General features: G+C 41.7%; 8 protein-coding genes. 4 read left to right on the top strand and 4 right to left on the bottom strand.

All coding sequences use genetic code 11. From position 1 onward, the window contains the following. Positions 1-4: 4 nt before the first annotated feature. From tamA to ICJ55_RS06700, 3 genes are read right to left on the bottom strand one after another with little or no spacing between them, the layout of a single operon-like run. The gene (gene tamA, locus ICJ55_RS06710; protein ID WP_188156109.1) at positions 5-1,855 is read right to left on the bottom strand and encodes an autotransporter assembly complex protein TamA; all 1,851 of its coding nucleotides are present in this window, start codon (positions 1,853-1,855) and stop codon (positions 5-7) included. 13 nt (positions 1,856-1,868) lie between these two features. Then, the gene (locus ICJ55_RS06705) at positions 1,869-2,729 is read right to left on the bottom strand and encodes a divergent polysaccharide deacetylase family protein (protein ID WP_188156108.1); all 861 of its coding nucleotides are present in this window, start codon (positions 2,727-2,729) and stop codon (positions 1,869-1,871) included. Then, complete coding sequence (locus ICJ55_RS06700) at positions 2,730-3,845, bottom strand: peptidoglycan DD-metalloendopeptidase family protein (protein ID WP_244141800.1); 1,116 nt, start codon at positions 3,843-3,845, stop codon at positions 2,730-2,732. Positions 3,846-4,043: 198 nt separating this feature from the next. Here ICJ55_RS06700 and ICJ55_RS06695 point away from each other — a divergent pair, with 198 nt between their 5' ends. From ICJ55_RS06695 to ICJ55_RS06680, 4 genes are all read left to right on the top strand, one after another. After that, complete coding sequence (locus ICJ55_RS06695) at positions 4,044-4,727, top strand: 2,3-diphosphoglycerate-dependent phosphoglycerate mutase (RefSeq protein ID WP_188156106.1); 684 nt, start codon at positions 4,044-4,046, stop codon at positions 4,725-4,727. A gap of 112 nt (positions 4,728-4,839) precedes the next feature. Beyond that, on the top strand, positions 4,840-5,418 hold the full coding sequence (locus ICJ55_RS06690; protein WP_188156105.1) for a hypothetical protein: 579 nt from the start codon (positions 4,840-4,842) through the stop codon (positions 5,416-5,418). Continuing rightward, entirely contained in the window at positions 5,418-5,636 is a 219-nt protein-coding gene (locus tag ICJ55_RS06685) for a hypothetical protein (protein ID WP_188156104.1), read from the top strand. Before ICJ55_RS06690 ends, ICJ55_RS06685 begins: the two co-directional genes overlap by 1 nt. Next, positions 5,636-6,058 carry an HD domain-containing protein gene (locus ICJ55_RS06680; RefSeq protein ID WP_188156103.1) on the top strand — a complete coding sequence of 141 codons (423 nt, stop codon included), beginning with the start codon at positions 5,636-5,638 and terminating at the stop codon, positions 6,056-6,058. Before ICJ55_RS06685 ends, ICJ55_RS06680 begins: the two co-directional genes overlap by 1 nt. 144 nt (positions 6,059-6,202) lie before the next feature. Here ICJ55_RS06680 and ICJ55_RS06675 read toward each other — a convergent pair whose 3' ends face one another. Continuing rightward, positions 6,203-15,457 (bottom strand): YadA-like family protein, encoded by a 9,255-nt coding sequence (locus ICJ55_RS06675; protein WP_188156102.1) that lies wholly within the window; start codon positions 15,455-15,457, stop codon positions 6,203-6,205. Positions 15,458-15,736 lie beyond the last annotated feature (279 nt).

Genomic DNA, 15,736 nt, shown 5'->3' with positions numbered 1-15,736 from the left:
TGCATTAAATATCTGAGCCTAAACCCACGTAAATTTGGAAGCCACGTTTATTATCAGGCGATTTTACAGGCATACCCACGTCAAATTTAATAGCCCCAATAGGCGAAGCCCAGCGGACACCTAAACCCGTACCTTGATGTAACTGCTTTGTTTCAAATTTATTCGCTGCTAAGCCCACATCATAAAATACAGCTCCCCACCAGTTCGGGTAAACTTGGTATTGGTATTCAAACGTACCTGTGGCTAAATGCGAGCCACCTACACGTTTCCCATTTTCCGGATCTCTTGGCGAAATATCTTTATAACCAAAACCACGCACACTCATATCACCTCCGGCGAAAAAACGCAATGCAGGAGGAATGCGTTCAAATTGATTTGCTTTCAAATAACCTAATTCCGCTCTTAAGTAGAAACGGTGATTACCTGCATAGGTTCTCACAAATGAAGTAGAGGCTTTATAGCTATAAAAATTCACATCTGAGCCAACAATTTTGCTACCCCAATTTACTCTTAGCCTTTGACTATCTCCCCATAGAGGGTAAGGCTTACCATCAGTACGAGTACGGTTTAAGGAAGCCGTTGGGTAAACTAATAAAGTTTTAAATTTATCATTCGCTTGCGTAAAGGAATCATAACGGGTTCTTAAACCGGCAGAGAATGACCAACCGGTTGTTCGAGTCCAAAAACGTTGTAGAGCGAAACTGGCTGCGGTTGATTTAGTATCCTTCTGATCTTCATTTTCAAGCGTACCTGATATTTGATAGTAGTAATGAAGCGGATCTTTTTTTAGCGGAATGTTATAACCAAATTCAAACGTCTGCTCAGGAGCGGAAATATAAGTTCTGGTATCAATGCTATGCCCTCGTTTATTTCGCCACGGTTTTTTCCAGTTAAATTGGAGACGAGGTCCTACTTCGGTTTCATAACCGATACCGATTTCAACCTCATTTTTCTTTTTCGGTTGGAACAACACGTTTAAATCTACTGTTTTATCTTGCTCATTGAGATGTGGCTCAACCATTACAGATGAAAACCAATTACTGGATAAATAATCTTGGGTTAAGTTGGAAAGATCATTGGCAAAGTAATGATCGCCCGAATTAATTTTTAGAATATTGCGTAAATATTCCTCTTTAATTTGGCTATCTACAAAATTAATTTGCCCGTAGCGATAGCGAATGCCACTATCATAACCTAAACGCCAATCGGCTTTATGATCGGTTGGGTAAACTTCTAAACGATGATAGAGCCAATGCCCGTCAAAATAACCTTTGCTGAATGCATTACTTTCAATATTACCTTTAAAGTTGTCATAGGTTTTATGATTTAAACGAGAGCCTTGTTTCGGGGCTTTTTTAATAAGAGCCACAAAATCTGCATCACTTTTTGCCTCACCTTGCAGCACAATATCAGTTTCATCAATTTTGACGGTTTCTTTATCTAGCTCTACATTTAGCACCAATAAAGGCTTTTTATCACTTCTAGGCAGCTGTACAAATTGATATCGGCTGTTGTAATAACCCAACGCACGCAAAGCCTTATCCACCGTTGTTTGCACTAAATATTGATGGCGTTCTGAACCGTCTGCATATTCATTGGCAATTTGGTTTAAATACAAATTGACATTTTTCTTTGCTTCTTTATCGTGAATACCTTTAATTTCCAGATCCACTAAGGCTTCCACGTTTTCTTCATCATTTGGATCATCTGTAAGTGTATCTTCCAATTCACCAATTCTTTCTTGATCAACATCAGTAATTCTATCTTGTTGATTGTTCTGTTCCTGATTTGCTTTAGCCATTGAAGCAAAAGCAATTAAACAGCAGAATGTTAAAAAATGCAGTTTTGTATTCATTGCTAACCTTTTATTATTTTGGAATACCGCGTAACAGTGGCACACTTTCATAAGGTGGTACAGAAGTTAATGCGGGTTCTTGTTCAAATAGCATAATGAACGGTTTTTCCGGTACCACTTTTTCATTCCGCCATAATGCTCCAACCCCAATCAATTCAATATCTTTCGGTAATTGAGTTAAGTGTTGTTTAAGTACGCTAATCGTATTCTTACGAGGGTGTCCAATCACAATAGCTAATCCATTTTTGCGGGCATATTGAATAGCTTGCGAAAATTGCTTTTGCACATCAGAAAGCAGATCGCTATCATCTAAAAAAATATCTCGCTCTAATGTATTTATGCCAACTTGGCGAGCAGTTTTAGCTGCAACGCTACTGCCAATGGTTTTACTGTCTAAAAAGAACAGGGACTGTTCTTTCAACACCGTCATCAAATATTGCATTGTGGCTGGATCTGAGGTTGCACCACTCCCCATATGATTGTTTAAGCCAATTGCATAAGGTACTTGACCACGAGAGCTATCAATAAGTTTCCGAATTTTTTCTTCGCTATCGCCAATTTTAACGCTATTTGCCTCAATCAGTTGTTTAGATTTCGGCTGCATTGGCAAATGAATTAAAATATCACGCTTTTGAGCATAAGCCTCCTTTGCTCTTTCAGTCGCATAAGGAGAAAAAGGAATAATCGCTACACTTACTTCTTTAGGCAGCGATAAAATCTCCCGATCTTCTTTTACCCGATACCCCACATCATCAATCACAATGGCTATTTTTCCGGCTTCTGCAAGCGGTGAAAAAAGCACCAAAATATGCAAAATCAGGGTAATTTGCAAAAAAATCGTAAAATTTAACCGCTTGTAAATCTGTTTTCGCATCTATTTTACCAAATTTAACGGATTGATCGGCGTACCTTTACGAGTAACACCAAAATAGAGAGCTGGGCGACTTTGCCCGCCTGTATTCCCAACTCTCGCAATCACTTGCCCGCCTGTTACTCTGCTGCCTTTGCTTACCAAAATAGACTGATTATAGCCATAAAGTGAAATATCGCCATTACCGTGATCAATCGCCACCATATTGCCATAGCCGGCAAGCCATTGTGCCATAATCACTCTGCCACTTGCCATTGCTTTTACCGACGTACCCGCCGCAGCCCCAATTACTACGCCGTGCCAGTTATTCCCAAATTTAGTGATGATATTACCCGAAACAGGCATTGTATATCTGCCCGCTTTAATTGGTGTGCTACTCACCTTATCTGAGCTTTTAGATGATTTTGCCTCTTGTTGCTCTCGCTTTTCTGCTTGCTGAGCTTCTTTTTGAGCTTTTTCTAGCTGTTGCTTTAATGCAATTTCATTATTGCGTAAATTTTCTAAGCGACTTTCATCTTTTTCCAGCGTTTTATTCAGCGAACGCAATGTACTTTCACGCTGGCTCTGTACTTTCTTTAAATCTCTTTCTTGCTTTTTTTGCTCATTAAGTTGGGATTGATGATCTTTCTGCTGCCCTGTCAATTCATCACGTCTGGCTTTCAAATCGGCTTGCGTTTTACGAATATCCTTAATAACATCAATGCGGATATTATTTATATGCTCATAATAAGCGGTCATTCTTTCCGCATTTTTTGCCTCCTCTGACATCAAACGCTCTAAAACCGAAGGATTCACCCCTGAACGATAAGCAGAATCTAACTGTTCTTTTAATTTCTCTTTTTGATCTTTTTCTAACTTTTCAAGGCGAGTAATTTCTGCTTCAGTATTTTTAATGGTTTGACGAACTTCGCTTAACGACATTTGCGTTTTTTGTAGTTTATCTAACACTTTCCCCATTTCCACTTCCTGCGTTTTGAGCGTGAATTGCAGCTCATTGCGTTTTTGTTTCTGCTCATTAATTTTTGAGGTTTGCTGCTGAATTTTTTGCTGAATCTGGTTAAGGTTATTGGCAAAAGAAAGTGGCACTGCAGCACCAATTAATCCGCCGAAAATGACCACCCAAGTGTAAGAATTTATGCGTTTCACAAACGTCCCTTTTAATCCAAAACATCAATAAGGCTATATTCTAATCGGTTATTTGTTTAAGATCAGCTTTTTAGTGAAAGAAATTAACTATCTATTTTAAAATGGAGCGAATTTTGTTATAAATAACGCAGTTTAAATCCATTACTTTTTTACTCAAAATAAGGAGTTGTTATGAAATTAGTCTTTATCCGTCACGGTTTCAGTGAATGGAATGCAAAAAATTTATTCACCGGTTGGCGTGATGTAAATTTAACCGAGCGTGGTATTGAAGAAGCGAAATCAGCCGGTCAAAAATTAAAAGAAGCGGGTTTTGAATTTGATATTGCATTCACTTCTGTTTTAACCCGTGCTATCAAAACCTGTAACATCGTGTTAGAAGAATCTAACCAATTATGGGTTCCCCAAATCAAAAGCTGGCGTTTAAACGAGCGTCATTACGGTGCATTACAAGGTTTAGACAAAAAAGAAACCGCAGAAAAATATGGTGATGAGCAAGTTCACATCTGGCGTCGCTCTTATGACATCTCACCTCCGGATTTAGACCCGCAAGATCCAAATTCAGCACATAACGACCGCCGTTATGCTAACTTACCGAAAGATTTAATTCCAAACGCAGAAAACCTAAAAATTACCCTTGAGCGTGTATTACCATTCTGGGAAGACCAAATTGCTCCAGCGTTAATTTCAGGTAAAACAGTATTAGTGACTGCACACGGTAACTCACTTCGTGCGTTAGCAAAACATATTGAAGGTATTTCTGATGCTGACATTATGGATTTAGAAATCCCAACCGGTCAGCCACTAGTGTATGAATTAGACGACAACTTAAAAGTGATCAGCAAGCGTTACTTATAATGGGTAAAGTTTTGATGAAAAACGACCGCTTGTAGGTATTATCTGCACCCCAAAAGTTGGACACCTAAACCAACCGATTAAGGTGCAGACTGTTTATAACGGGGTCTAATTAATGACGAATATAAAATCACTTATAGACAGAGCAACTAAAGTTGAACCTCAAATTACCGACGATATTATATCTATTATTAACACTTCTGGCGGTAAAATGGGTGGATTGGAGTTTAGACTAAAATCCTTACCCTCCCTCAAACGAAAAATAGAAACAGAGATAATGGCTGGATTATCTGAAGAACAGGCAATTGCAAGCATCCGTGATATTATTCGATACACTGCTATATTAGACGAACAGAAATTTATTGAACAATATCAAAGAATACAAGAATGTCTTGAAAAGGAAGGATATACAACCATTATTGTCAAAAATACTTGGGTAAAAGGGGCAATTTATAAAGGTATTAACACTTTTGTCAGTACATTTATTGAGAAAGATAATACTATTTTTGAGTTACAGTTTCATACTAAGCAAAGTTTTGAGCTAAAAAGCGGAAAATTACACAAGCTGTATGAAAAATTTAGAGAACCATCAGTGCCTCAATCAGAAAAAGAGAAAATTTTTCTTGAAATGCAACAACTAAGTGCTAATCTTAGACAACCTCAAAATATTGATTTAATCAAGGAGAAAAAATAATGTATCACTATTATTTAGCTCAAGTTGGTAATCAACAACAAAAACTTATTCGAGGAATACCAGAAAACTGGTTAAGTTTTTCCGTTTATGAGCCTCAAAAAGAAGAATGGGACAATAAATTTGGTACATTTTGGGCAGATAAAATCCTTGCTAGCGGATTTGATGACTACCAACAAATCTCTGAAAAGGAAGCTATCCAATTTATAAAAATACATTAATGGCTAACTCTCTCCTCGCTGAAAAATTAGCAAAAATCGTCCACGCTAACCAACAAGATAAAGCAGGCAAGCCCTATATTGAACATTTAGCTTTTGTTGCTAACGATGTAACACCAAAAGACGATGATATTATTGCTGTTGCTTGGTTGCACGACAGTGTTGAAGACACAAACGTAACATTACAATATATTCGGCAAATATTTGGAAATACGATTTCTGAGGCTATAGACGCTATAAGCAAACGAGACAATGAAACTTATGAAGATTATTTGATAAGGGTTAAATCTAATCCTATTGCTCGTATTGTGAAATTATCTGACCTAAAACATAATTCCGATCTCAATCGCTTAAAACAAATAACAGACAAAGATTTAAAAAGAATAGACAAATACCAAAAAGCTATTCAATTTCTTAAAACCTAACCGCTTGTTGCCTTTACCTAAGAGATATAGCAATACAAGAGGTTTATTTTTGAGGCAATTTTGCAAATCAATACTGTCTTGCTTTAAAGTCAAAAAATAACCCTGTACATTGTACAGGGTTATTTATTTTACTCAGTTAGTGAATTACCACTGGTAACCTACACCAACAGAACCACCAACTTCGCCACGAGTATTAGCGTTACCTTGTAATTTCAAGATAACTTTGCCGTTATCGCTTGCACGAGAGTAGCCAACTGCTAATGCACCTTCGCCTTTGAATGTACCTGCTGAAGCTGCAACCATTGATTTACCCGGTAAGTAAACTTGCGGTAAACCTGCTGCTGCATTTGCCCCTGCGATACCTGCACGGAGGTTACGATTATTTTTATTAATCGCATTGCCTAACTTGTTGATGTCGTTCTTCACATCGCCAATCGCTTTATTAGTGTAATGTAACTGGCTACCGTTGATTGCATCGGTTGAGGTTTCAGATACCACACCTGCTGCCACGCCTTGAATTTGACGGGTTTCGTTTGCGTTACCCACACTAACCACACCGACTGCATTTTCTACACCAGCCACATTAGCATCATTTTCGCCTTTGTAAGTGTAGTTACTGTTCGCAGTTTTCTTGTGCACGCCATTGTTTCCACGTGTTGAGCCTTTTTGCTCAAATGAGCCTGATTTCGAGCCTAAGAACACAGAGTTTGATGTTGTTTCTTTGATCTCGTTACCTAAGGCAAACACATCGCTTTGACCTGCGGCGATAGTGTTGTTGTTACCCACTGAGTAAGAGTTTGTTGCATCGATCACACTTGGGTCACCGAATGCACCTGAGTTCTCACCATTGACGATATTACCGTTACCAATGCTGATGGTATTTTTCGCATTCGCTTGGCTATTCACACCAATTGCAATCGCATTTTCACCGGCAGCAGTTGAGTTGTTACCCATTGCCACGCTTGATGTGCCACTTGCTTCAGATTGATAACCCACCGCCGTTGCATACGCACCTGAAGCACTCGAGTCTTCACTATTATAACGTTGGTCAGCAGGTCTTGTGCTATCCGCTTTACCATCGTTTGTGTGGAAGAATTTAATGCCCTGAGTGTTCATATTATTAATTGCGGTAATTACGCTATTTGTAATATGTTCACCTTGTGTTTTCACATTGTAAGTAACTAACACAGGCTCCCCATTCTCATCTAACACCACATTTTGGTAAGTGGTTTTTGTACCATCTGGGTTAGTTACGGTGTAATCGCCAACCTTGTTGATATTACCGCCACTTAACGCATAGATTTGTGAACCATTTACGGCATCTGTGCTGGTTGGGCTAATATCGCCATCGGCAACGCTGGTTACTTTTTTACCTGCAGCATTAATGCCTGTGGTATTCATTGTCGGACCATTGGTAATGCCGATAGAGTTAGTCGCCGTTACATTATTGAAATCTACATCGTTTGCTGTTGCGTAAGTAATCTTACCATCTGCTTCTTGCTTAACAGTAAGGTTTTTACCTGCCACCATTTCAACCGTGCCATTTTGACCGATTTTCTCTGGTGTTGCATTCCCTTCAACATTACCTGATGCTTTAAGTGTAAAGCCTGAATTATTGATTGAGTTTTGAACATCTTTCAACTGGCTTACATTCACTGCATCGGTATCTGCTACACCTGCGGCTACGTTAGTAATTCTGTTACCGCCTAAATCAATACCCTTGTTATTGATCATAACTGAACTACCATTGCTCGTTGGAACAGTAACCGAATTGCTTTCTACGCTATCAAATTTAACATTCTTAGAAGTTGCAACACTAATTTTACCACCCGCTTGAACAATAGCGATGTTCTGCCCCGCATCAATAGTTACGGTATCGCTTGGATTAATCAACTCAGTCGTTGTTCCTGCCACTTCACCATCAGATTTGCTGGTAGTTAGCTTAAAGCCAGAATTATTAATCGCATCAGCCACTGTTTTAGCAGTTACCAGCGAATTACCCACATATTGACCTCCAATGGTTGGCACGTTTACCTTACCAGTTTCTTGATCATTTGCTAATTCAACGGTTTGAGCTATTAACTGACCATCTTTATCCTTGGTAATGGTGGTATTGTCAGTATTGACAGATACATCAAAGGTCGTTGCTTTAGTCACTGGATTAACATCACGCTGTACGCTGATTGAACCGTCGGAAGAAACAACATCTTCTTTAGAAGCTCCAATATCTTGCTCTAACTTGGTTGTATCAACGGTAATTGTACGCACGCCATCCTTGGTTTCACCCGTTACTGTCGCTAAACCCTTACCCACAAAACGAACTTCATTTGCGTGTCTTACATCATCAGCATAGTCGTTACCTGTTGCCGAAACTACCCAGCCTAAATTACGTAAATCACCAACTGTTACCGCATTACTTTTTGGAGCATTCGCTAAATCAGCTAAACCGTTGTAAGCATCTTTCAACGATTTACCCAGTGGGCTACTCACATCAATCGCTGTCGGAGTGTCAGCTGTCGGCTTATCTCCACGGTTCGTGCCATCAAGTAAATTCACGCCTGAAGTCAGATTACCTAACGTAATGCTATTACCTAACTCGTTTGGTTTCGCCGATGGATTAACCATATTCGCAACGAGTTTACCCGCTTCTTCTTCCGTTAATGCTTCACCTGTCGGCTCACCTTTGTCGTCTACTTTATAGAACTTGTCGCCCACTTTCACAACAGGTTCTCCTGTTGCCGTCGTGTAACTTACCGGTAAACCAACTACATTTACAACCAACTCACTGCTTTTACCGTCTTCACTTGCCTTAGCAACTACTTTGGTATTTAAACCATCTTTAAATTCAACCGTGTCATACGGCTTCACAAAATCAACATCTTGGTCGTTCGCTTTTAAGTTCCAACCCGCATTTAATACATCGCCTACTGTCGCTGCATTATTTGCAGATTTTTGCATAACTTCGACCGCTTGTTGTGCCGTTAATGGGGCTTTAGTGATGTTTTCAACCGCTGAAGCCACTTTTTCTGTACCGTCAGGATTGTTTACCACTTTGCTCTCATCATTCACCGTCGGTAAGTTGCCTTTCACATTCGCCAGTGTCGTTGGGCTGGTTGTGTCGTTATCGCCACTATTCAATGACGCAATCACATCACCTTTCGCTACTTGGTCTGCAGCCGTTGTGCCATCTACCAACGAGCCGTCAGCATTGACTTTATCTTCCGGATAGAAGTTGCCGTCGTTTGCTAACTCTACTTTTGTGCCGTCTGCTTTTGTATACACCACCGGTAATTGTGCATTTTGTACTACGTCTTGTGCATCTACATCTACAGTAATTGTACGAACATCATCCTTAGTCTCACCCGTTACTGTCGCTAAACCTTTACCCACAAAACGAACTTCATTTGCGTGTCTTACATCATCAGCATAGTCGTTACCTGTTGCCGAAACTACCCAGCCTAAATTACGTAAATCACCAACTGTTACCGCATTACTTTTTGGAGCATTCGCTAAATCAGCTAAACCGTTGTAAGCATCTTTCAACGATTTACCCAGTGGGCTACTCACATCAATCGCTGTCGGAGTGTCAGCTGTCGGCTTATCTCCACGGTTCGTGCCATCAAGTAAATTCACGCCTGAAGTCAGATTACCTAACGTAATGCTATTACCTAACTCGTTTGGTTTCGCCGATGGATTAACCATATTCGCAACGAGTTTACCCGCTTCTTCTTCCGTTAATGCTTCACCTGTCGGCTCACCTTTGTCGTCTACTTTATAGAACTTGTCGCCCACTTTCACAACAGGTTCTCCTGTTGCCGTCGTGTAACTTACCGGTAAACCAACTACATTTACAACCAACTCACTGCTTTTACCGTCTTCACTTGCCTTAGCAACTACTTTGGTATTTAAACCATCTTTAAATTCAACCGTGTCATACGGCTTCACAAAATCAACATCTTGGTCGTTCGCTTTTAAGTTCCAACCCGCATTTAATACATCGCCTACTGTCGCTGCATTATTTGCAGATTTTTGCATAACTTCGACCGCTTGTTGTGCCGTTAATGGGGCTTTAGTGATGTTTTCAACCGCTGAAGCCACTTTTTCTGTACCGTCAGGATTGTTTACCACTTTGCTCTCATCATTCACCGTCGGTAAGTTGCCTTTCACATTCGCCAGTGTCGTTGGGCTGGTTGTGTCGTTATCGCCACTATTCAATGACGCAATCACATCACCTTTCGCTACTTGGTCTGCAGCCGTTGTGCCATCTACCAACGAGCCGTCAGCATTGACTTTATCTTCCGGATAGAAGTTGCCGTCGTTTGCTAACTCTACTTTTGTGCCGTCTGCTTTTGTATACACCACCGGTAATTGTGCATTTTGTACTACGTCTTGTGCATCTACATCTACAGTAATTGTACGAACATCATCCTTAGTCTCACCCGTTACTGTCGCTAAACCTTTACCCACAAAACGAACTTCATTTGCGTGTCTTACATCATCAGCATAGTCGTTACCTGTTGCCGAAACTACCCAGCCTAAATTACGTAAATCACCAACTGTTACCGCATTACTTTTTGGAGCATTCGCTAAATCAGCTAAACCGTTGTAAGCATCTTTCAACGATTTACCCAGTGGGCTACTCACATCAATCGCTGTCGGAGTGTCAGCTGTCGGCTTATCTCCACGGTTCGTGCCATCAAGTAAATTCACGCCTGAAGTCAGATTACCTAACGTAATGCTATTACCTAACTCGTTTGGTTTCGCCGATGGATTAACCATATTCGCAACGAGTTTACCCGCTTCTTCTTCCGTTAATGCTTCACCTGTCGGCTCACCTTTGTCGTCTACTTTATAGAACTTGTCGCCCACTTTCACAACAGGTTCTCCTGTTGCCGTCGTGTAACTTACCGGTAAACCAACTACATTTACAACCAACTCACTGCTTTTACCGTCTTCACTTGCCTTAGCAACTACTTTGGTATTTAAACCATCTTTAAATTCAACCGTGTCATACGGCTTCACAAAATCAACATCTTGGTCGTTCGCTTTTAAGTTCCAACCCGCATTTAGCACATCACCAATCGTTGCAGCATTGCTAGTTTTATTAGCAATATCAGCAGGTTTGGCTTGAGCTGGTTTTGGATTTTCCGCAAGCGTCGTATTTAAACCTGTAATCGTGTTATTGCTGATGGTAACTGGGTTTGTACCGCCTGTCGTGATTGTCGGTGCAGTGACTTTGTTTGCTGTTACATCGTTAAAGCTAACATCGTCTTTGGTTGCATAGGTAAACTTACCGTTTTCTTGTACCAGCTTCATATTTTTGCCAGCGTCAAAGGTAACAGTTTCGCCCGGATTGACAAGCTCAGTGCTTTTGCCTGTTACACTACCACCATCAACACCACTACCAGCCGTTACATTAAAGCCCGACTGATTAATGGCATTGGCGATGGTTTGGGCATTTACCAAAGCATTAGGATTGTTTGGATTACCTACTGTGCCTGTTGTGCCTGGTCTGTATGTTGTGGTATTGGCACTGATTTGACCATTGCCGTTAAATACTACTGTATTTCCATCAACACGAGCAATCACTTGGTAGTTCGGCTCTTCAGCTGTACCTACATTGGTAACCGTTGTGCCGTTACCGCCTGAAACTACGGTTTGTGCTGGTGCTTTGGCAGAGATTTCATAACCATTGTCGATTTGGTTAATGGCAATGTTTTCACCTGCGGTTAAAGTAAAGGTATCGCCATGAGCAATTTTCTTGTCAGATGGGTCACCTGTCGCTTCTCCACCATTTGGTGCAACTGCCAGGAAGAAACCAGTGTTATTCAGCGCAGTTACCATATTACGAGCGGTAACATAGTTATCACCTTGAGCTGCCGTTACGTTAAAACGAGATGAGCCTGGATTTTGAGTGATTGTCGCTGTTGGCAATGTAACATCAAAGGTTACTTTGGTTATGCCGTGAGCCTCTTCCGTTACCTTGGCAGTGGTATTAGTACCATTAACGAACTGGACATTTTCACCGGGGGTTACCGTGCCTTTTGTGGCACCTGCATGGTCTAGGACATTAAAGCCTTGACCCAATTTGTCAGCTACGGCGTACAATTGAGAACCGTTGATGGCATCAGTAGAAGTTGATGAGATTTGTCCCGCTGCCACATTCATCAGACGGCGTTCAGCACCTGCTGAACCCACAGTAACCGCACCTGCACTGGTTACACCTGCAAAACCAATATAGGTTAGATTATTTACAGTGGCAGTATTTACTGTGCCTGTTGCACCGCCTGTAGTGGTTGCACCATTGGCATCCGTAGCGGTTTTATTGTTGCCTACATTTGCAACAGCGGTACTGTCTTTACCTAAATACACGGAGTTTGCCACTGTGCCACTTTGAGCAGTTTTGCCGTCAGCGGCGGTGTTGATACCACTACCTAGAATAAAGGTGTCCTTGGTGGTTACTTTGTTTTCATTACCAATGGCAACCGAGCCTGAGACATCAGCCAAATCAGTTAGTGGCTGAGTAGCATCAACTTTTTTGGTAGAACCTTGATAAGATGGCGTTGCCCCCATTTGGTTGTTATTACCCAGTGCAAAAGCCCCTGTGGTGCTACTTCCGACCACATTGTCATTACCAAAGGTGTAAGAAGCTGCACCTGCTACGATGGATGGGTCACCAAATGCACCTGCGTTATTGCCTGAAACGAGGTTGCCGACACCAATAGCAATTGATTGTGTACCTGTAGCAATTGCATCTTTGCCAATAGCAATAGATTCAATGCCTGCATTAGCAATAGCAGCTTGACCAGCTTGATGACCAGCAGCAATGATTTCTGCTTGACGGGCAATTTTGGCTGCATCCGCTGCAGCTGTTTTTTGAGCCTCAGTACCCGATGTGGCAGCAAATACTTCATCATAGATGGCTTTTTCTTTCGCTTCATAAGCTGTTTTATAGGCAGAGTTATATGCCTCTTTAGCTACTGCATTGCCACCTGCAATGGCATTTTCACCAATGGCGATAGAGCTGGTGCCAAGTCCGGTTGCTTTACGACCTAGAGCAACGGCATTAGTTGCAACACCATCTGCCCCATGACCAACCGCAGTTGCACTTGCAGCTGTTGTGCGAGCATAAGCTCCCATTGCCAAGCTGTCAGAGCCTAAAGCACTTGAGTCTGCAGACAGTGCAGTCGCTCTTGACCCTGCAGCAGTTGCTGAACGACCAATAGCCGTTGCACGATAAGCAGTGGTAATGGATTGAGTACCAATAGCGACAGACTGAGTTCCTGCTGCATTAGCACGCTGACCGATACCGGTTGCATGACTACCTGTTACCGAAACAGCAGTACCGATACCTGTGGATTCCTCTCCGCTCACCACAGCTTGTGAGCCGATGGCGTTGGCATTCTTGCCAGAGGCATTAGCCGCATCGCCTATTGCAATTGTTTTTGCATTGGTTGCTTGTGCATTGGAACCGATAGCGATAGCTTTGTTAATGCCTGCATTATCATCTTTTTTGCCATCTTTATCGCCTGTATTCTTATCTGCGGTGACTGCTTTGGCATTTTCACCGATAGCAATATTAGCAAGAGAATCAGCCTGAGCGTTTTTACCCATTGCCATTGAGTTTAAACCGCTTGCAGAGGCTTGACGACCTACTGCCAATGCAGACTCTGCATTTGTACTTGCTTGTAAGCCCACTGCTGTACTACCCTCACCTGTTGCAGTGGTAAATCCACCTAAAGCGGTGGCATAACCAGTATTCGCTTTTGCATTTGGACCAAATGCTGAGCCATAAAGAGCTTTGGCTTCAGCCACACTACCAACAGCGACAGAGTGCTGTGCTCCTACTGCTGTTTGTGTGCCAGCACCGATGGCTATAGAGAACTCCCCTTGAGAAGTGGTAACACTACCACCCTTACCTGTACCCGCCGCCACGGCTAAGGCACCATTAGCAAGAGCTTTGGATTGAGCACCGATAGCAACGGCATTCTGACCTTTTGTTTCGGTTCTTGCACCAATAGCAATTGCATCGTGGTTTGCCACCAGACCATCAGCAGATGCCCCTTGACCAATCGCAATATTGCTATCGCCAGTGACGGCAGTCGTAGCCCCTTGACCAATCGCTACACCTGTTTTACCTTTTGCTTTGGCTTCATCACCCATAGCGACACTTGATAATCCTGAAGCGTTTGCATTATAGCCTACAGCTATGGCTCGGTTCGCCTGTGCTTTTGCCACATCGCCAATAGCAATTGTCGAACCCGCATTTGGTAAAGTGCCATCTGTTTTTTCGCCAAGTAAGGTCAAGCGTTTCACATTTTCTTCAGCACGCTCTACAGCAACTTTAGCTTTTGCCAACGCATCTGCCAATGCAATATCAGGTTTGGCACCCGCAGCATTATATGCTTCTTGAGCCTTGGTATAAGCTGTTTGTGCAGTAGCCAAGGTAGCTTGAGCCTCTGTTAATTGGCTTGCATACACATTTTTCATACCTTGGTCATTACCCGAGATGGCACCTTTACCAATGGCAATGGCGTTACTCCCTAGTGCTACTGATTGTTGACCGATGGAAGTAGAGTTTGCTGCATAAGTAATACCTGTCAAAGCACCATCACCAATAGCAATAGAGCTGACAGATGCTGCATTTGTACGATTACCCATAGCGGTAGAATTGTTACTTTGTACACGTGAGAATGCACCAATCGCAGTGCTGTTAGCACTATTACTATAAGCACCTGTACCTACCGCTGTGCCAGCATTACCATTGTCTACATGGCTAAACGCACCAATTGACACACCGCCGTGGATAGCACCATCGCCTTTCACACCCGCATCACCAATGTCTGCATTAGAAAACGCCCCCATTGCCACGCCCATCGTGTAGGCTTGTGAGTTGTAACCCACAGTAGTGCCATAAGCATCACCATTGCCTCCACCAATACGACTTTTGTTACCAATCGCCACTCCACCGTAAGCATCTTGGTTTGCGATACCCATACCAATAAAGATTTGGTCTTGACCATTTAACCAGGCTCCGTCATCTCGTCCACCACTACCGATAGAGATGCTGTTTTTACCCTCACTCATTGCGTGTGGTGCATTACCTGTGGTCATATAGATACTGCCTGAGGCTTGGTTGGCACCAAGATTTAAAGTGCCATCACCTGTTGTCGCCACTACAGTACCAGCACTCTCAAGTGTTGCCGCACTTGCTACACCACTTGCCATCATCACAGCGGAAGATAGAGCAGATAACACTAAACCTTTAGTAAAATTACCTGCACTTTTGGCAGTACCAACCGTGCAAGTAGATGATTTCCCCTGTGATTTTGCCAATTCAGAAGCAACCACAAAAGATTGCGTACTATGATTCCAAATTACTTTAAAAATGTTGTTCATATATTTTATATTCCTTGATGTAAAAATAAAAAAATCATTGCAATATAACAATGATCTATAAAATTTAACTTTGCAATAGACAAATCGCAATAATCGCTTTTAGCTATCGCTTTGGAGATCAATCCAAAAGCAATGCTATATTAGCATATTTCAGATTATTTCTATAGGAAATAATACACTTAAAATGTAAAGTTCAGTAAGTTTTTTAAAGGTTTATTTGCATACTGTGCTACATTTTCGAGGCGTGTTAAATAGCAAGCCTGCTGCTGGATTAAGCGA

It is taken from the genome of Mannheimia bovis (assembly GCF_014541205.1).
GTDB classification, from domain to species: domain Bacteria; phylum Pseudomonadota; class Gammaproteobacteria; order Enterobacterales; family Pasteurellaceae; genus Mannheimia; species Mannheimia bovis.
This window is presented reverse-complemented; position numbering and strand designations above follow the sequence as displayed.